This is a genomic window from Paenilisteria riparia FSL S10-1204, from assembly GCF_000525995.1.
Classification (GTDB): Bacteria; Bacillota; Bacilli; order Lactobacillales; family Listeriaceae; genus Listeria_A; species Listeria_A riparia.
In genome coordinates this window covers 1-18,018 of the sequence record NZ_AODL01000009.1, presented here as the reverse complement: position 1 = coordinate 18,018, position 18,018 = coordinate 1, and the positions used below count along the sequence as shown (strand labels likewise).

Here is an 18,018-nt window from a genome sequence, read left to right as displayed (position 1 = left end):
TTAAAATAAGTAGTCGTTCAAAACAGATTTAACATATTCAATATGGCTTGATTCTAACTTAATCGTGTCACCATGTTTGTATGCATAATTAGAAAGTGACTCTAAGTCCTCTTTCCCTTCCAAAATAGCTTTACCGATGTCTGTACTTGACCATTTGCCATAACGTTCTGCAATGACATTCTCAATGAACTTGTCCTCGATTAACTTCGCAGCAACTTTCAAGCCACGAGCAAACGTATCCATTCCCGCGATGTGTGCTAGCAACAAATCTTCCATCGCAAAAGAAGAACGACGAACTTTCGCATCAAAATTAATACCACCTGGCGCAATACCACCATTTTGCAAAATTTCATACATCGCAAGCGTCACATCAAGCACATTCGTTGGGAACTCATCTGTATCCCAGCCAAGTAACATATCGCCTTGGTTAGCATCAATCGAGCCGAGCGCGCCATATTCACGTGCCACACGCAATTCATGTTCGAAAGTATGACCAGCCAAAGTCGCATGATTCGCTTCTAAGTTTAACTTAAAGTCGCCTTCTAAGCCATAGTTTTGGATAAATGCCATCGTAGTTGCTGCGTCGAAATCATATTGGTGTTTGGATGGCTCTTTTGGTTTTGGCTCAATTAAGAACTGTGGTTTATGACCGATTTTTTCTGCATAAGCAATTACCATTTTGAATAGACGCGCGATGTTGTCTTGTTCGAATTTCATGTCTGTATTTAGAAGCGTTTCGTAACCTTCACGTCCGCCCCAGAATACGTAGTTTGCGCCGCCTAGTTTCTTAGAAATGTCTAAGCCTTTCTTTACTTGTGCCGCTGCATATGCGAACACTTCCGGATCATTTGTCGAACCTGCACCATTATTAAAACGAGGGTGTGAAAACATATTTGCTGTGTTCCAAAGTAATTTGATACCAGTTTGGTCCATTTTCACTTTAATTAAATCTGTAATTTCGTCCAAATTGTTCATGAATTCTTCAATCGAATCGCCTGCTGGAGCTACGTCGATATCATGGAAACAGAAATATTCTGCGCCTAGTTTTTCAAGAATTTCAAAGAATGCTTCGACACGGTTTTTAGCCGTTTCCATCTCCGTTGCGCCAATCCAAGTACGTTCATTTGTAGGCATACCGAACGGGTCACTGCCATCTTGTGTCATTGTGTGCCAATACGCTACAGCAAAACGTAAATGTTCCTTCATTGGCTTCCCTAAAACAATCTCATCAGCGTTATAGTGACGGAATGCAAATTTGTTCTTCGTTTCTTTACCTTCAAATTGGATTTTTTCTACTTGTGGAAAATAGCTCATAATATAGCCTCCTCATAAAATTGTCGCGTTCGTTTTAATTAGTTGGTCTGTCGAACTAACTATATAAATATCATACCTCGTCTCTTCCTTTTTGTAAAGCGTTTTCACCAAAATCTCCAAATAAAAACCACGAACATACATGTCCGTAGTTTTATCGATACTTATTTTTTAAAAATGAGGTCTTGCGATTCCAACCCTAGAACTTGCCGTGCAATAAGTGCGACACCGCCAAGTAATGAAGATTCGTAAATATCGTGTTGTGTGAACTCGATTCGTGTTTCCCCTAGCGGATTTAATGCTTTATATTCCTCGAAAATTCGATTTAGCAATTCCGGAAATTGCGATAAAGAACGCGAAGATAGGAAAACTGCTTCTGGCGCGCCGTATTGTACTAAGTTATACGTTATTTGCGCAATCGCCGTAACCCATTCATCAACAACCGCTAAAACAAAACTGTCTTTACTTTTGATTAAAGCGACGAATTCTTCTACCGTTAGTTCTTGCTTGTCATTTTGCTGCGCTATTTTTTCCATGACCGCTTTTTCAGAATACAGTTCTTCTAACCGATACACTTGGCCATCCTTGAAAATGACCGAACGCCCGATTTCCCCAGCCAGTCCTTGCATACCGTGATACAGTTGCTCATTAATAATGGTGCCTACACCAATCCCGTTATGAATATTCAAAGCTAACAAGCTATTAAGCGGCTCCTCGCCCGAATAATACCAAAAATCACGAATCGAAATCGCCGTCAAATTAGCCTCATTCTCAAAACAAATCGGAACGTCCACAATTCCCTGCAACGCCTCCAATAACGAAAACGAATCAAGTTCCAAAAACGGACTATATCGAATCTCATTTTCGTGAACAGGGGCGTGCGCCGAAACAGCAATTCCTAGCAACCCGTTCATCGTATCAAAAGCAGGCAACCCAGAAATGACCTGCTGCATCATCTGAAAAACGTCTTTGATACTGCGACCAGTTAGACGCAGCGACTCTTTTTGAATAACTTCGCCGTTCATATAGTTAACCGAATACCGCAAATGCCTAGCACCCATATCAAAAGCCAGGACATAGCCGTATCGATAATTAAATTGAATCAAATTTGGTCTCCGTCCACCCGCGTTCGAAGCCTCTCCAATGCCAAGCTCCTCAATAAGCCCGTCCTCATGCAGTTCAAGAATAATAGAAGACACCGTAGATTTCTGCAAATGAACCGCGCTTGCAATCGAGCTCCTTGACGTCTGACCAGCATTAAATAGAGTTTTTAATACTAATTTTTTTATTTGTTTTCTCTCATAACATCCTGATCAGTTTTTTTAGTCATACCATACGTCCCTTTCCTACTGCCTTTTTCTAAAAGTATAACATATCGTCATGTTAAAAGTTAAAGAGAACCACCGCCTATTTCTAGTGCAGTGGTTCACATTTTTTATTTTTCCTTATAAGCAAAATAATCAAAATCAGCCGGCAAATCGTAGCCAGAGTAATCGACACTCGCCATTCCGACAAAAGCACCTGTGAAAAAACCGCCATATGACTGCACGACATAGTCATCAGATAAAATTTTGGCATCTAGTTTTGGCTTAATATCTTGCCAATTCTCGCCATCAAATGAGTAGGCGTACACATAATGGCTCTTCTCCACGCGAACTTTGAAATACACATACTCCGCACTGTCCGGAACGCTTATCGCCTCTTCTTTCAAAAAACTCGTCAAATTGCCACAATCGTTCTGAGTGACTTCAATGACCCGGCCGTTTATCTCATTCCAAGTCACGTGAATCATCGACCAGTGTTGCGAATTGTAATAATTGACCAATCCAGCCATCTGTTGGAACGTCGTTGGCTCATATTTAACCGCCGTTTCCGCTTCAAAATGAAACGCTTGCCAACGTCTTGCAACGAGCGACAACTCATGTTCATTCGCTAAAGACCCTTTCCCAATCAGCCTTAAATGACCCGGATTAGCAGAAAGCGAGCCCATTTTTTCATCAAAAGGTACACGTAACGTATTGAAATTAATATTCAACGAAGCCACATCAAAATCATCTTTTTCATCGTACGTAAGCGGGTAAACTTGCGACACCGCGTCTTTTGGCGCATCAACAAAACGACTGCCTTGTTTCCCGCCAACAATATGAGGCCAGTTATCCTTATCCCATGTCACTTTTTGAATTGCGGTTTCCCGTCCAAGCGTGCACCAGCCTCGCGGATCATGGCTCGACTCCGTATCATGATGCCAAGGACGACCCGTTAAATGCGCAAAATACCAATCACCAGCAGGCGTCTCAACTAGCGCGCCATGCCCATTTTTTTGCAAATAGTTCTCTGGTGCATCAAAAGCAGTCAAGAACACCTCACCCGGCTGCGTTTCATAAGGTCCAAACAACGTCTTCGAACGCGCCACGACTTCCTGATGTGAAAACAGCGTCCCGCCCTCCGCGCAGAAAAGGTAATAGTACCCAAATAATTTATAAATATGCGGACCTTCAACTAACTTCACATCTGTTCCGTGATAAATAATCCGTCCCGTTTCCGGCAATAAACGCGCTTCTTCCGCCGAGTATTCCGTCAGCTTAATACCGTTGAACGGATGGCGGTACTCTCGGTGATCCCACTCCATCTGAACCAAGTATTTTTTGCCATCGTCATCATGAAAAAGCGAAGCGTCAAAGCCAACACCATTTAGTTTAATCGGGTCCGTCCAAGGTCCGCGAATGTCCTTTGCCGTCGTTAAATAATTCGTAGCGTCTTTAAAAGCGCCTTCCGTTATTTTAACATCCGTATATACAAGCCAAAACTTCCCGTCCGCATACGATAAATCCGGCGCCCAAATCCCACCTGAATCCTTGTTTCCCTTCATATCAAGCAATGTTGTTGTAGATAGCGGATGCCCGATAAGCTGCCAATGAACTAAATCGGTAGACTCGTGAATCTGCACGCCTGGAAACCACTCAAACGTTGAGTTTGCGATATAATATGTGTCCTCCACTCGAATAATAGACGGATCAGCATTAAAACCTGTTAAAACTGGATTTTCAATTTGCATACCCTTTTACCTCCTATTTTTAATTATCTTTACGACTTTCGATTTCACGGCTAATTTCGAGATAACGCTCGTCAGTAATATCATATTTAGAAATAATAATCATCGCCACAATCAGCAAAATCGCTGGCAATACAGCTACAAGCCACAGAATCCCTTCCTGCGTGAATGCCGACTGCGCCTCACTGTTCGCATTGTAACCAGTAATACTAAGGACAAAACCAGGAATTACGCCACCTAAAGCCATACCAAATTTGAAAAAGAATCCGGTTAAAGCGTTTACAATACCAGAAATACGGCGTCCCGATTGAAGCTCTCCGTAAGAAATAACCTCCGGAACAAGCGCCCACATATAGCCCGTAGCAACGATAACCCCAGTCGATTTAATGAACTGCGCAATCAAAACTAGCGTCACATGATCTTGAGGATTCGGAATAAAGTATAGCGCCATCATCCCAATAACCGCAATTCCGAGAAAGACCATGAATAATTGCTTTTTACCAATCGCTTTTTTGATGGATGGAACTAAAGGTAGGAAAATAAACGCCGGAATCGAGCCTAGCGCGTTGAACCACTGCACCGAGTCAGAAGCTTTTACAACATATTGCATATAATAAGCACCGCCAGCATTCCCAATCGACATCATTGCAAAAGCAGTAATAAAGAAGAAAGCCAAGACACGTAGCGGTTTGTTTCGCTTAAATTCCGTCAGCAAATCAGAAACCTTCACCTCATCTTGTTTTTCCACTTCCATAACAACGCGTTCTTTCGTCTGCGTAAAACAGAAAATTAAAATAGCAAAGCCTACAACAGCATAAATCGTCATCGTGATGAGCCAACCACTGGCCGATGCTTTCGTATCCCATGATCCGTCAGCAGAAAACAGTTTAACCAAAACAGGCACACCGTAAGCCACAGCAAGTCCACCAAGATTCGCCAAGAACATACGCGTAGACGTCAATTTCGTAATTTCATCATTATCACGAGTCAGCGAAGCATTCAGCGCACCGTAAGGAACATTAATCCACGTATAAAGCATCGACAACCCAACATACGTAATGTAAGCATACAACAAACTTCCCGAAAAACCATTCCAAAACACAAGTATCGCGAAAATCGACAATGGCAATCCAACCAAAATTAAATAGCCCCGATACTTCCCAAACCGCGTCGTGTGCTTATCCACAATCGTCCCAACAATTGGATCCCACACCGCATCGATAATACGAACAACTAGAAACATTGTCGCCGCAGAACCAGGATTTAACCCAAAAACATTCGTGTAGAAAAATAACAAATACGTTGACACCGTGTTGTAAATTAAGTTTTGCGCCATATCCCCAGAACCAAAACCAATCCGCTGCAACCAAGACAATTTGTAAAAACCCTTTTCGCCACCTGTTTCTTCCCTTAGCATACTGTTTTCCATTAAAATTCCTCCTGAATTTAGAATGAAGTAAACGCTTTCGAAAATATTATATCATGGTTCGTTCGATGGAGCAACTTATTATTGATGATTTTTGTAAAATGGATTATTGAGTGAGAATTATCTTTTTTTTATCAGTGCTTTACAGTTAAAGAATGTTGCTAGGAAGATTACTTGAAGCTATACTAATATTAGAGGTTTTAGCTTTTTGTAGTGTGGTAAAGAGAAAGAAGGCAAAGTTTGAGGAGGTTTACATATGGTAAGTATTCTTTGGACCATTATTGTAGTTCTATTTGCGCTATGGGTAATTGGCTTAATACTACGTATCGGCGGGAAGTTGATACATCTATTGTTAGTTTTAGCTTTAGCATTGTTGGTGTGGAATTTGATCACTGGGAATGGGTGATGGAAGAGAGACCGAGAAAAATACGTATCAAAAATCTGAATCAAGATTTTTGATACGTATTTTTTATACAGGTATACAAAATATTTCAGTTTCACAAACAAAAAGTGCATATATAAGTAGCAAAAGTTATTGAGGCTCTGGAATAGGTTGTAATGCGAAAGCCAGCCTCGCTAATTAAGAATTGCACACTGCCTAAGCTATACTTAGTATGTGAAAAACATCCATGTCTACATCTTTTACAATCAAGGCACATTCTTATCTCTTCTTTTAATAGCAAAGTATCTCGCTATAACCATTATCAGAAAGAAAAATATTAACCATATTTTATTTCCAGTATTTATAGAATCTATGTGAAAAAAGAGAGTATACCAGTAATATCAAAAACATACCATTGATTCTAAAAATCTGCCTGAAAAACTGTCTTACTAAATATCATTGCCAACCCCATTTGGTAATAAGAGTTGTATAGATGCTAGGTGTTTTAGTAGCTTTCAATGGCTTAGCTATTAAAACAACTTAATAATCGTTACAAGTTGATACGCTCTACCCACGGAAAACGGGGCAAAATAAAGACGCAGACTGTGCTAGCTAGGTGTCTTTCATTCAGTTAAATCCTGTACTCTATCTAGGAGTTGACTTCTTTTTAGGATTCACAAACCACAAAACTATCAAAAATACATTAATAAGTATAACTATTTTTTGTTCTTCACTAAGTTATAGGCATTATATACGATTCGCTTTCATAAACAACATCAAAAGGTGCTTCTAATGTTTGGTTTTCGATTTCACTCTCGACTTCTTTGCTATTTCTACTGATTGCTATAATTTATTTACACTTATCATTTGATAGTTGTAATAATTTAGGATATCCTTTAGCTATAGAATGATGGTACATATTTAGTTATTGTATAAACTGAAATTATAACGGGGGAGAACAGTCATGAATAATTTTATCGAATCTCTATTTAAAAAGACAAAATCTACATTTCCATTTGATCATGAAGACATTGATGTTTTTGTAAATCCACCTAGAACAAGAGATAAAGCAAAAAATGATAGATTTACAGAGATAATAGCACGCCTTTATGAATATCAAAATTACAACACTGAAATTATTGATGGTTACAACGATAGCGGAGCAGACATACTTATCACGAAAAAGAATATTACAACAGCAATACAAATTAAGCACTCACACCCACTTAGTAAAACTAAAAACATCGGCGAAGATGTCTTGAATAAGCTGCTACAGGCAAAGCATATTCACAAAGCAGAGCATCTACAATTAATTACTACAACTTATTTTATTCAAAGTACTATAAAAAAAGCCGACTCTTTAAAAATAGAATTAATCGGGCGAGATAAATTATTTAATTTCATATCCAATGTATCGCCAGAATTTATAGCGGCCTTATCATATAACTATTCTATTGAAAACTTTAAAACTTGCCCGCATTGCAACAGTGGCAAAATGATTGTTGAAAATTCTTCGAAAACTAAAAGTTATTATTATCGTTGTCTAAACTGCAAAAGAACAGCTTCTATGAATTAAATACCTCACCATAAAAATTCAAGAGCGATCAAGCGTCAAGTATTGTTTGGAAGGCACTAGTGACTACAACTACACTCGACACCGATTTTCAAATTCACGCAAAAAAAAGCCCCAACAGACACGAAATCCATTGAGGCTCTAAGATGGGGTGTGAGGGTTTCGAATCCCCAATCCGCCGATTAAGAGCTATGTTTGTGGATAGGTGTTAATGTGTTTTAGTAGCTTTCAATGGCTGTCTTATGCCGTTTCCGAGAACGGCATAGCTGTTTAAAAAGCTTAATAATCGTTAAGAGTTGTTACTCTCTGCCCACGAAAAACGGGAAAAATAAAAGAGTCTGAGACAAAAGGTTCTCTGACCTAGAAAAATACGTATCAAAAATCTAAATTCAGATTTTTGATACGTATTTTTTCTTTTTTGGGCACGCGAGGCGTGCCAGTTTCCGCATATTATTAGCCATGAAGTAGAGATTGGCTTCGGTTGCTACTTTTGGAAGCCCTCGTAAACGAAAACGAGTGAACCCCAAAAGAGCCTTCACATGTCCAAAAACTGGTTCTACATCTATCTTTCGTTGCCGATAGATGGCAGAAGTAATTTCGGATGTTAGGCTTCGTCTTGCTCGATTTTTTAGTTCTTCCCAAACTGGATTATAGTAAATTTTTCGATTCTTTCCTGATTTAGCGGTTGTGCATGCTGCACGCAAAGGACAATCGGAACAGTCTTCGCATTCATAGACTTTAAAATCACGCACATACCCATAGCGATCTGTCCGATAAGCATACCGCTGAAAGTGGACCTTTCGCTGATTCGGACAAATGAAAAAATCATCCGCTGCGCGATATTCCCAGTGATCTCGATGCATCAGGTCTTTCTTATACGAGCGTTTTTGTTCTTTTCGATACATGGTATAGGGCATGATAGGCAGGCTATCGGTTTCCTCTAATAGATATTTATAATTCTCTTCTCCACCATAACCAGCGTCTGCGACGATGTAATCTGGAAGGCCTCCTATTTGCTTTTCATATGAAGATAAAAAGGGAAGGAAGCAACGTGTATCTGTGGGGCGTTGAAAAATGGCACAATGCAAGGTAAATTGATTCTCCGTGGCAATTTGAACATTATACCCTGCTTTTAATTGTCCATTTCGCATGTGATCTTCTTTCATTCGCATGAAGGTCGCATCTCTATCTGTTTTAGAAAAGCTATTTCGATCACCAAATTGTTGAAAATGCGTCTGATACTTTTGTAGCCTTGGTAAATAATCGCGTTGTAATTGTTTTTGTTGTTTGGTCCACATCCGTTTCTCTTGTTTTAAGGCTTTTTGTTCTACACTATCAGCCTCACAGAGGCTGGTATCAATGGCTTCAATCGTTTCAGAAAGCACTTGATCTAATTGCTCCAATTGCACGATTGAAAAATCTTCTTTCTCATCTTTCTCCATATCTAATGCGACTTGGCGCTTCATATCTTCGTAAAGGGTGCCGATTTTTTCTTGTAGACTTGCATGGAACCGTTCCGATGATTTTCGCCAAACAAAGCTATATTTGTTGGCGTTTGCTTCTATCTTTGTACCATCTACATATATTTTTTCACCTGAAATAAGTTGTTGTTTTAGCGCAAAGGTATGAAAAGAAATAAACATATTTTTTAACAGAGTATCAAAATGTGGAGAAATTCGGGCACGATTAATCGTGCGATAACTTGGTGCTTGTTGTCCTGCTAGCCACATCATCGGAATATTTTCTTGCGTCATAGCCGCTATTTTTCGACCAGAGGTCACGCCTTGGGAATACTCATAAAGAATGACTTTTAGCATCATTTTTGGATGATAACTTGGACGGCCTTCTGCCGTTTGCCAATTTTGAATAGTTACTTCTGGAATCTCCTCTACTTGTTGATGAATCGTTCGTGACACATGATTTTCAGGAATCATTGTTTCTAAATCCATTGGAAGAATTAATTGGTCCATGTTATAATTGATATACATAAATAGCACTCCTTTGTTGGGTTTTGGTTGGTACTTTAATTTTAACAAAGAGTGCTATTTTTGTGTACTTATTTCTATATAAAAAAAAGGAATGGAACATCCGTTGATACTAATCAACTTTTGTCCCATCCTCTTTTATTCTGTCAGTCTTTACGCTCTATTTAACAGTTGACTTCTTTTTCTTCTTTGTTTTCGTTACAATAAAAAAAATATTTCCGAGCACAACAACAACGAAAAACACCCCTAAAGAGAACCATTTCATTTTCCAGGTCAAACTGTCATATCCAAATACGTCTAATAGTATATAACAAAGTAAAAGTGTTGCAAAAGCAGTGATAGAACCCTTCCATCTGATGTATTTCATTGCCATCCCCACTTCGATATATGACTAGTAAATAAATTTACATCCCACCACGTACCGTTTTTTATGCCACTTGCCTTATAGCCCAATATTGATGCCGCAGCTGGAACAAACAAGCCGGCTACAATCGCATCTGTTGCTAGACTTATTACCCCAGCTGCAACACTTATAGACCCTATAGCCACCATTCTCGTATTTTCAACATTTAGGAGTATTTTTGCATAATTCCAATGCATTTCAACACCATTACGCCCTTTTCCACCTAACAACTGCCCTGCTATTTTAGTATTGGGATTAATGATAAGCCCATTTTCTTTGACGCTTTTGTTAGATGCGACCAAGTACTTTTGCACTACATTTTGCTGGTCCACTGTGAGCTCTTCCTTGCCCTCCTCGGAAATCACATATTGATTGTCAATAACCACAATATATTTATCAAATTCATCCATTTCCTCTGGTGTAAGCTCATCTTGTCCTATATCTGAACTAAGCAAATCTCCTCTATTTGTTGCACTTACTACTGCATCATCTTTATTAATTTCTTCCGCATGAACATCAATAGCTGGCGCCAATGACGCAACTACTAATGACACGGTCACAATAGGTATAACCAATTTCTCAGTTTTTTTATTCATCACTATTACCCCTTTTCTCTATCTTGAATTGGAATCACTATATTCTGTATATTTAGTGAATCCCTTGTGCCAATTATATCTATATATTTTAAAATACGTCTAACCATAGGGTACTTTTTTCCATGTTTTTTTCTGAAAAACAACCCCAAAGACACTAACATGACATATAATTGTATTTTTGTTGTTTTTTTACCAAGAAAAATATGTATAGCCTATTAATAGGACATTGTTATCATATAAATATTCAAAACCTTGGACAGCAACAAAACCAACCGCAGCTCCTCCTAAAACAGCCCAACCTACTGAATTACTTACCCCAAGAGCTACTAAAACTGTCGTTGTTAACGCTGATCCAGCCATAGCTCCACCAACACCAACAAGCGTAGATGTACCGCTATGCGTAGTCGCTTGGCCTAAAGTCTTACCATCATTCATTAATTATGTGTATACACAACTTTACAAATACTAAAAACCCACAGATACCTCTTTCCTAATCAGCAAAAGAGCACATCTGACAACATTGACAAACTTTTTTTAAAACAACTTGCACTTTTTTTGCACTTTCACAAACAAATTCAGACATAAAAACAGCCTCAATAGACACGAAATCCATTGAGGCTCTAAGATGGGTTGTGAGGGTTTCGAACCCCCGACCCGCTGATTAAGAGTTGAATTTGAGAATTATTATAGATGTAAATGTTGCTGTGGCTGGATTTTATTTGTGAGAATCGGTAAATTTTGTACGTCGTTTTATAAGTTTAGGATTTTTTGAGTATCCTTAAGCCAACAATTTTTCATCATAAAAAATATAGCCATCAACCTATAATTTCTTGGAAAGATTAATTTCTGTGTCTATTTTCTATTGATATATATATCTATTGCCTACCACATTCTATTTACAAATATCATGATTATCAAACTCATAAATAGTAAAAGTAAAAACCGCCTACATTTCACAGTCTAAACGGCTTTAGATTTCCAATGTCTTGCGGCTTCATAAAGATACTCTATAAAAAAGCTCCCATAACCAAATTTTTATCATCAGCATCTAACGAATCAAATAGTGCGCTATGACCTAATTCTTTTAAAGTTGCTATAGCTATAATCCTCATTGTTGTTGCGCCTAAGCCTTTCCCAGAGATTTCTCTTTCACCCATTGCAATAGCCTTCACTTCATTTAGTATATTTTCTTCCTGCAATGACCTTTCCGCAATCTCCTTTAATGTTTGATAAACTACTGATATACTAGCGGAATTTAAATATTTACAAATATCCTCGGATGTATACTGTTGTTCACTTATTTCTTTTGCTATTTTAAATGCTGATTCCATAATACCAACTCCTTGAATTGGTCCTGCCAAAGCAGAAATCAGAAGAATATGCTCCCTCAATTTTACTTTTTGCAAATTCTCCACTTTCTCGGCACCCCCAAGTGCTAATAATGGAACGTAGCCAAAACATTCGTCGTAGCTGGCTCTCCCCATTGCTCAACAGCTTCCTGATACTGCGCCAAATCAAAATACTTTTCTTTAAAATAATCACTTGCCAAATCATCGAGAAAAAATTCAAACCCTGCCGCTATTCCTTCAAAGGTTCCCATCCGATAATTTAATTTTCTCACGTATCTGTTATCTTCCCAAGTAATTATATCCCCCATACTCGTTGCAAATATAGGTATAGATACCTCACTTCTAAAATAACCTTCTTCTAAAATGTCGTGGAAATCATCAGGGTTAATGAGTTTAAGATATCCGCCTAAAAAGGTACCCATTCCAAACTCTCGCCAAATGTTCAATAATTCATCAGGGACACTTCCACTATATTTCGTACACATATCTTCTGTTACTCGATCTATCGAAATAAAGTCACTCATCACTATATGTTCCATACTATTACCTCTACCTCCCAGCTTTAAAAAACTTGCTACATTTAACTTTGTAATAGATGTCGTGGAAGCTCTAATTCCTACAGTACATTTAAAAAAGAGCCTCCACACAGCAGAAAGCTCTCTTTACTAAAATCAGGCATAACAATATTGAACTAACGCTCACTGATAAAAACTGAATTTTAGATTTCCTTATAGATATCCCCTTTTTTAACATCCCTTAAATCAAGATACACCTTAATTATTCAACTGGTCCTGCCAAAGCCGATATTAATAAGATATGTTCTTTTAATTTCACCTTTTTTAGGTTATCTACCTTTTCAGCTCCCCCAAGTGCTAATAATGGAACATAGCCAAAACATTCTTCATAGGCAGGGGTTCCGTTTTTTTCCTTAGCCTCTTGATATGGATACCATTCTAAGGCTCTATCTCTAAATTCATCTTCTTCTAAAAAACGCAGAAAATAATCAAAATTAGATGCTAAGACTTTAGTTTTCCCCCATCTATAATTAACCATTACCACATAAGTATCTCCATCAGCTTCCGTCTCTAATAAAATTAAATCTCCCATGCTCGTTGCAAATAAAGCTATTGTATTCTCGCTTCGAAGATATGACTCTGTCAGTATTTCTTTATATTCCTCAGGATTTACTATTTTTAAATATCCACCCATACAAGAACCGAAACCAAGCTCATTCCATAGTTTCATCATAGCGTTTGGAATCTTGTCAGCATACTGTGTTTTCAAGCTTTCTTCAACAGCAAGGACTGTTTTAAAGTCATCAAAAATATTTGTTTGATTCATTTTATGTCATCTCCTTTATTGCCTTAACCTCACGTTAAGTAAAGTATTATTTAGTTCCTCTTTTGTCATTGAACCTGCGACTAATCTTATTTTTTCATCAACTACATCAATCCTATATTTCCATTGAGCTCCAATGGAGGAGTTTACCCGTTTGTCACCTATCCCATCTACTTTTAATGGATTACCCCCTGCAATTTGATCAGGATTATGGAGAGCAGCCTGAGTTTCCATCCATTTTTTAGCCTGCTTTTCTGATTCATTCCAAGATAAGCCGCTACCATACAGCTCCTCAGTTTTCTTAGCAAGATTTTTTTCTCGAACGGCTTGTTGAGCCGCATCTCCTTCCAAAGCTCTTCCCTGTGCCAAATATTTTTCCCGATTCGCTAAGTACTCGCTGACCGTTAATTCATTCATTCCTTTTTCTTGGTCTGCTAACTGCCTCGCAAATTCGGCTGGGTCATGTTTTGGATTACGCTTAAAGGTAACCTCAATTTTATCAAGTCTAGCTAGCTTTGTAAATTTGGCACCTTTCCCCGCTTCTTCTGCTTTTTTTATTTCATCGACACCTTCAAAAATAAATTTGAATTCATCTGTACGTGTAGATGCTTTGATTGCTTTTGCCACTTTTCCTAGCTTTCCAAATGGGATGAAAGCCAACGCCGTGTATGCGATTGCTTCATTTTGCTCAAATGGACTAAGCTTCTCTTGCGTGGTCGGGTCAAGTCCTGTTTTCCAACGGTACATATCAAATACTGGGGTGACCATATCAATTAAGAACATAGCATTTCGCATACCTGCAAGATAGTGCGCTTGTTGCCATTTGGCGTTTTCATAGGTTGCCTGCCCATCTAATCGCCCATCCTTCGTAACGAAACCTGCCGTATTCCCTTCTGGTATGAAAGGAAGAGGTCCATCTTCGGCGGCTTTAATAAGCCTTGCGGTTTCTGCATCTTTGACTTGTTTTGCCCTAGCTTCTTCACGGGTTGTCCATTGCTTTTGTAACGCAGAACGCCATGTCATATTCAATCCCATCGTATTGAATGTGCCTGTGGCGGTTTGAAATGCTTTGTCACTGTTTATTTCGGCAAGCCCTTGGGTAATATTCGCCATCATATCCATTGCCGCATCAAAGGATGTAGCACTTGTCCTATCAAATTGGTACAATGCCTCTAATTTTTCTTGGAGTTTCTGCTTCATATCTGCAAAAATCGGAGTAATAAGTGCCATACCCACGACGTTATTGCTTAGTTTCTCGATGTCTTGTATTTGCTGGTCTAACTGCCTGATTTGTTGCTTGATTTGCTCCTCTATGACGTCTGTTGTGGCAACTTCCGATTGAAACTCGCGCGGAAAAGCTTGGTTTTGTCGAATTAATTCTTCACAAAGACAAATCATGCCTTGGGCGAGTGGGCGATAAGTCGCTACGAAATATTGTTTCGCACTGTCATAGGTCTGTCCTTGAAGTTCATGGTCTAACGCAAAGGCATCGACTGCGCGCATCAATGCTTCCATCGCTTCTATCATATCACGATATCCTGCAACCATACCATCGGACTGTGCTTCTATCTCTCCTAAAAACACTTGCAAGCTCATGATTGCTCACCACCTACCGTTAACTTTCGGCGAGCCTCATAATAGTCCGCTTCCTTGTCTAACAAAGCTTTTCGCTCTGCATTTAACTGACTTTGACGGTCTTCCATTTCCTCCATCACACGGAAATGCTGTCGCTGGTAAACATGGCGCTGGTCTTCTAAGAATACCGCCATTTTTCGGTCACGGTGCCACGCGCTCCCAATGTCTTGAAACAACCGATGATTCTGGTTATGTATATTGTCAATTTCATCTTGTAACTGCCTATGCCTTCGCAACTAACGTTCCTTAGCATATTGATTGTCTGATAGATTTCGCAAACGTTGGTTCCAACGATCGATTTCCTTCTCTTTTTCATTCATCTGCTGTCCTCACTTTCCAAAGCGTTGTAAATCCAAATCAAAACCACTACTAAGCGCTCGGTCTGCCCGCTCAAATTCTTTTGCCACAGAACGAATATGTCCCACATCCCGCGAGAAATTTTGTCCAAGTTGGCTCATTAATTGCTTGGCTTGATTAGAACTTTGCTTTGCTGCCTGATTTACTTGTAGCGTTGTTCGGCTTGCTTGGGGTACCTGTTTCTTACTCGTTCGTTGCATTGCATCTGTCACATGCCCCATCGAGGTCGCTATTTGATTAGCTCGACTATGATTACTTTTTACCTGTTTCATGTAAGCCCTCCCATTTTGTATGCTTTTATTATATCGAATAATGAAGATATTGTCAGGTAAAATTTAAGAAATACTAGAAAAACATTAATTCTGTGCATAAACAACTTTAAAAATACAAAAGCCCACATTCTCAATCGAATATAGGCACTTGTGGATATCTGCCGACACCTCTTTCCTAATAAGCAAAAGAGCATACCAGATAACATCGACAACATTTTTATATCATGCTTGCAATTTTTTGCAATTTCACAAACAAGAAAGAGCCTCCGCATATAGCGAAAACTCCTCGTACTCTAAGATGGGTTGTGAGGGTTTCGAACCCCCGACCCGCTGATTAAGAGAAACCTGTATCTTCAATGGCACCACCCTAAAGTACGTTTGGAACCAGTGTATTCCATCCTATCAATTTAACCATACCTTTTTTGGATTCTGCAATTTCCTAAGCCCAAAATATTTTTATAATATAACTAAATTTTCCACCCGAATCAAAACCATATGATGTGGGTGTCCTTATCAATTGACCACTACATATTGTACATGCTATGATATTAATGAATAAAAACAATAGGTCAGCTTCTATTGTATAGAGTCAGAACTTAGTATTAGGTATCTTTCAAATTCAACGTATTGAAAACGCTGACAATTAAAATGCAGCTTATCAAGAACATTGTCTAACTGCCTAAAAAGCTGCCTCTAATTCTAATAAAAAATGGAGATGATTATTATAGTAGAATTTATGGCAACCACAAGTTTTAATTCGCACCAAGATGGGATGAAGCATGCATCAAAAGAACAAGTTCTATCTTTACTGGGTAGTGATACGGAGTCTGAAAATATACAGAACTTATTAAGTAACATCATTGAAGCAAAATGCAATATCGCTGGGTCGGCTGAAGTAATCAAGCGATTTAATCAAATTGGAAATCAAAAAAAAGACATGAAAATCCCAATAGAAGATATATCGCTTATTGGATTCGATGAAAAGCAATTAATTCTATCTTTTAATGAGGAAGGCACCGATGATTTAGCCTTTACTGCTACAGGTATCTATTCGTTTAGTACCGACTTTTTAGATATATTATTCCATATGTCCAAATTTTCAGGGTATTGTTTTAAAATGAATGAAACTGATCTTTTACGAGAAAACCTAGAGTACCTTTTAGACAATACAACAGGGAGGACAAAGCAGTATCGCTTTATCAATGGTATTGGTAAAAATGAAGATGACATGTACCTTAGAGCAATTACCTCTGAGCAATACAGAAACTATGATAACAACATAGTTCTTTATCTAGCCTTAGTTTCGATGCACAATTATTCCAAATCAATGGCTACAAAGGTTTATATCGAAAAAGCTTATATTACAGATTCTAGCCTAGATCTAACTTTGAAGCTAGATGAGAAAATCAAATTAAATAGTGACTTTTCTATTGAGGTCGGCATTAACATTACCAATAGTGAAATTAGAGAAGGTGCCGTTTTATTCGAGTTTATTTATACTATCAATGACAATAATGGTATGAAGTCTACCGCAATCGGAGATAATGTTGTAAAGATACAACATAATAACAGATCTGAAACCGTGCATTCGAAAATGGCGAAATTGCTTGATTTAAAAATTTACACAGATGGGATAATAGATGGAATCAATGTAGCAAATTTAGCTACAAAGTTAGATGAGAATGTATTATTTTCTATTTTTAATAAGTTCTCGCGTTCAAAAGCTCTCGAAAAAGCCACTAAATCTAAACTGGAACAGCTTCATAAAGATGAGATAGCTAGCAATACTTTAAACATCATAGAACTCTTTGATAAATTAGAGAAGCTAAATACATCTGTTGACGATAAAACCTATCTACAAAAAAAGTTTAATGATTTTATAACTAAAGGTTTTAAATAAGCCCCTCTCATTGTATTAGGAAAGCATCCCCAGACTTGATTAAATGTCTTGGGATGCTTTCAGTTAAGTCGTGCTTCTCATTCTCTCCCGAACTCCACTTTTCTTTCGCACACTTTTTCTCTTTTGCAACCGACATGCAAGCGAATTTTTTTTGCTCCGACATGCTTCTTATTCTCTCCCGAGCTTCGCTTTTCTTTCGCACACTTTTTCTCTTTTGCAACCGACATGCAAGCGAATTTTTTTTGCTCCGACATGCTTCTTATTCTCTCCTGAGCTTCGCTTTTCTTTCGCATACTTTTTTCTCTTTTGCAACCGACATGCAAGCGAATTTTTTTTGCTCCGACATGCTTCTTATTCTCTCCTGAGCTTCGCTTTTCTTTCGCATACTTTTTCTCTTTTGCAACCGACATGCAAGCGAATTTTTTTGCTCCGACATGCT

At 38.4% G+C, this 18,018-nt stretch carries 17 protein-coding genes; 3 read left to right on the top strand and 14 right to left on the bottom strand.

Features of this window, described 5'->3' with window-relative positions; translation table 11 throughout:
• The 4 genes from xylA to PRIP_RS07955 form a co-directional block, all read right to left on the bottom strand.
• Positions 1-1,314, bottom strand: coding sequence for a xylose isomerase (gene xylA / locus PRIP_RS07970; RefSeq protein ID WP_036100718.1), 1,314 nt, complete (start codon positions 1,312-1,314; stop codon positions 1-3).
• 161 nt (positions 1,315-1,475) lie between these two features.
• Positions 1,476-2,510: an ROK family protein gene (locus PRIP_RS07965; protein WP_241434124.1), complete on the bottom strand. Its 1,035-nt coding sequence runs from the start codon at positions 2,508-2,510 to the stop codon at positions 1,476-1,478.
• 236 nt (positions 2,511-2,746) lie between these two features.
• Entirely contained in the window at positions 2,747-4,366 is a 1,620-nt protein-coding gene (locus tag PRIP_RS07960) for a glycoside hydrolase family 43 protein (protein ID WP_036100717.1), read from the bottom strand.
• 19 nt (positions 4,367-4,385) lie between these two features.
• The gene (locus PRIP_RS07955; protein ID WP_036100716.1) at positions 4,386-5,792 is read right to left on the bottom strand and encodes a glycoside-pentoside-hexuronide (GPH):cation symporter; all 1,407 of its coding nucleotides are present in this window, start codon (positions 5,790-5,792) and stop codon (positions 4,386-4,388) included.
• A gap of 253 nt (positions 5,793-6,045) precedes the next feature.
• Between PRIP_RS07955 and PRIP_RS16970 the strand changes: the two genes are divergently transcribed.
• Both PRIP_RS16970 and PRIP_RS07950 read left to right on the top strand, forming a co-directional pair.
• Positions 6,046-6,195 (top strand): lmo0937 family membrane protein, encoded by a 150-nt coding sequence (locus tag PRIP_RS16970; protein ID WP_149023790.1) that lies wholly within the window; start codon positions 6,046-6,048, stop codon positions 6,193-6,195.
• Between the two features lie 940 nt (positions 6,196-7,135).
• Positions 7,136-7,747 (top strand): restriction endonuclease, encoded by a 612-nt coding sequence (locus PRIP_RS07950; RefSeq protein WP_036100715.1) that lies wholly within the window; start codon positions 7,136-7,138, stop codon positions 7,745-7,747.
• 386 nt (positions 7,748-8,133) lie between these two features.
• Here the strand turns inward: PRIP_RS07950 and PRIP_RS07945 are convergent, their stop codons facing one another.
• From PRIP_RS07945 to PRIP_RS07905, 9 genes are all read right to left on the bottom strand, one after another.
• Complete coding sequence (locus PRIP_RS07945) at positions 8,134-9,732, bottom strand: IS1182 family transposase (protein ID WP_036100714.1); 1,599 nt, start codon at positions 9,730-9,732, stop codon at positions 8,134-8,136.
• A 360-nt stretch (positions 9,733-10,092) separates the two neighbouring features.
• Positions 10,093-10,728 (bottom strand): hypothetical protein, encoded by a 636-nt coding sequence (locus PRIP_RS07935; protein WP_036100712.1) that lies wholly within the window; start codon positions 10,726-10,728, stop codon positions 10,093-10,095.
• A 189-nt stretch (positions 10,729-10,917) separates the two neighbouring features.
• Positions 10,918-11,163 (bottom strand): hypothetical protein, encoded by a 246-nt coding sequence (locus tag PRIP_RS07930; RefSeq protein WP_036100711.1) that lies wholly within the window; start codon positions 11,161-11,163, stop codon positions 10,918-10,920.
• A gap of 572 nt (positions 11,164-11,735) precedes the next feature.
• Complete coding sequence (locus tag PRIP_RS17635; protein ID WP_241434128.1) at positions 11,736-12,143, bottom strand: hypothetical protein; 408 nt, start codon at positions 12,141-12,143, stop codon at positions 11,736-11,738.
• Between the two features lie 20 nt (positions 12,144-12,163).
• Positions 12,164-12,616, bottom strand: a complete 453-nt coding sequence (locus PRIP_RS17625; protein ID WP_241434121.1) for a GAD-like domain-containing protein — start codon at positions 12,614-12,616, stop codon at positions 12,164-12,166.
• 238 nt (positions 12,617-12,854) lie between these two features.
• Positions 12,855-13,418 (bottom strand): T6SS immunity protein Tdi1 domain-containing protein, encoded by a 564-nt coding sequence (locus PRIP_RS07920; protein WP_036100710.1) that lies wholly within the window; start codon positions 13,416-13,418, stop codon positions 12,855-12,857.
• 15 nt (positions 13,419-13,433) lie between these two features.
• Positions 13,434-15,011: a polymorphic toxin type 15 domain-containing protein gene (locus PRIP_RS16730; RefSeq protein WP_077912949.1), complete on the bottom strand. Its 1,578-nt coding sequence runs from the start codon at positions 15,009-15,011 to the stop codon at positions 13,434-13,436.
• Entirely contained in the window at positions 15,008-15,286 is a 279-nt protein-coding gene (locus PRIP_RS16965) for a DUF3958 family protein (protein ID WP_149023789.1), read from the bottom strand. The genes PRIP_RS16730 and PRIP_RS16965 overlap by 4 nt, the downstream gene beginning before the upstream one ends.
• Before the next feature lie 93 nt (positions 15,287-15,379).
• On the bottom strand, positions 15,380-15,679 hold the full coding sequence (locus PRIP_RS07905) for a TIGR04197 family type VII secretion effector (RefSeq protein WP_036100709.1): 300 nt from the start codon (positions 15,677-15,679) through the stop codon (positions 15,380-15,382).
• A 736-nt stretch (positions 15,680-16,415) separates the two neighbouring features.
• On the opposite strand from PRIP_RS07905, the gene PRIP_RS07895 reads away from it, so the two are divergent.
• Positions 16,416-17,579 (top strand): hypothetical protein, encoded by a 1,164-nt coding sequence (locus PRIP_RS07895; protein WP_052008810.1) that lies wholly within the window; start codon positions 16,416-16,418, stop codon positions 17,577-17,579.
• Between the two features lie 77 nt (positions 17,580-17,656).
• On the opposite strand, the gene PRIP_RS17150 is transcribed toward PRIP_RS07895, so the two are convergent.
• Positions 17,657-18,018: hypothetical protein (locus PRIP_RS17150; protein ID WP_036100707.1), on the bottom strand; the 362-nt coding region annotated here is incomplete at its 5' end.

Excerpts from the sequence above, each read along its gene's own strand:
- xylA (WP_036100718.1), bottom strand. The coding sequence starts at position 1,314 with ATGAGCTATTTTCCACAAGTAGAAAAAATCCAATTTGAAGGTAAAGAA.
- PRIP_RS07960 (WP_036100717.1), bottom strand. The coding sequence starts at position 4,366 with ATGCAAATTGAAAATCCAGTTTTAACAGGTTTTAATGCTGATCCGTCT.
- PRIP_RS07955 (WP_036100716.1), bottom strand. The coding sequence starts at position 5,792 with ATGGAAAACAGTATGCTAAGGGAAGAAACAGGTGGCGAAAAGGGTTTT.
- PRIP_RS16970 (WP_149023790.1), top strand. The coding sequence starts at position 6,046 with ATGGTAAGTATTCTTTGGACCATTATTGTAGTTCTATTTGCGCTATGG.
- PRIP_RS07950 (WP_036100715.1), top strand. The coding sequence starts at position 7,136 with ATGAATAATTTTATCGAATCTCTATTTAAAAAGACAAAATCTACATTT.
- PRIP_RS07945 (WP_036100714.1), bottom strand. The coding sequence starts at position 9,732 with ATGTATATCAATTATAACATGGACCAATTAATTCTTCCAATGGATTTA.
- PRIP_RS07935 (WP_036100712.1), bottom strand. The coding sequence starts at position 10,728 with ATGAATAAAAAAACTGAGAAATTGGTTATACCTATTGTGACCGTGTCA.
- PRIP_RS07930 (WP_036100711.1), bottom strand. The coding sequence starts at position 11,163 with ATGAATGATGGTAAGACTTTAGGCCAAGCGACTACGCATAGCGGTACA.
- PRIP_RS17625 (WP_241434121.1), bottom strand. The coding sequence starts at position 12,616 with ATGGAACATATAGTGATGAGTGACTTTATTTCGATAGATCGAGTAACA.
- PRIP_RS07920 (WP_036100710.1), bottom strand. The coding sequence starts at position 13,418 with ATGAATCAAACAAATATTTTTGATGACTTTAAAACAGTCCTTGCTGTT.
- PRIP_RS16730 (WP_077912949.1), bottom strand. The coding sequence starts at position 15,011 with ATGAGCTTGCAAGTGTTTTTAGGAGAGATAGAAGCACAGTCCGATGGT.
- PRIP_RS07905 (WP_036100709.1), bottom strand. The coding sequence starts at position 15,679 with ATGAAACAGGTAAAAAGTAATCATAGTCGAGCTAATCAAATAGCGACC.
- PRIP_RS07895 (WP_052008810.1), top strand. The coding sequence starts at position 16,416 with ATGGCAACCACAAGTTTTAATTCGCACCAAGATGGGATGAAGCATGCA.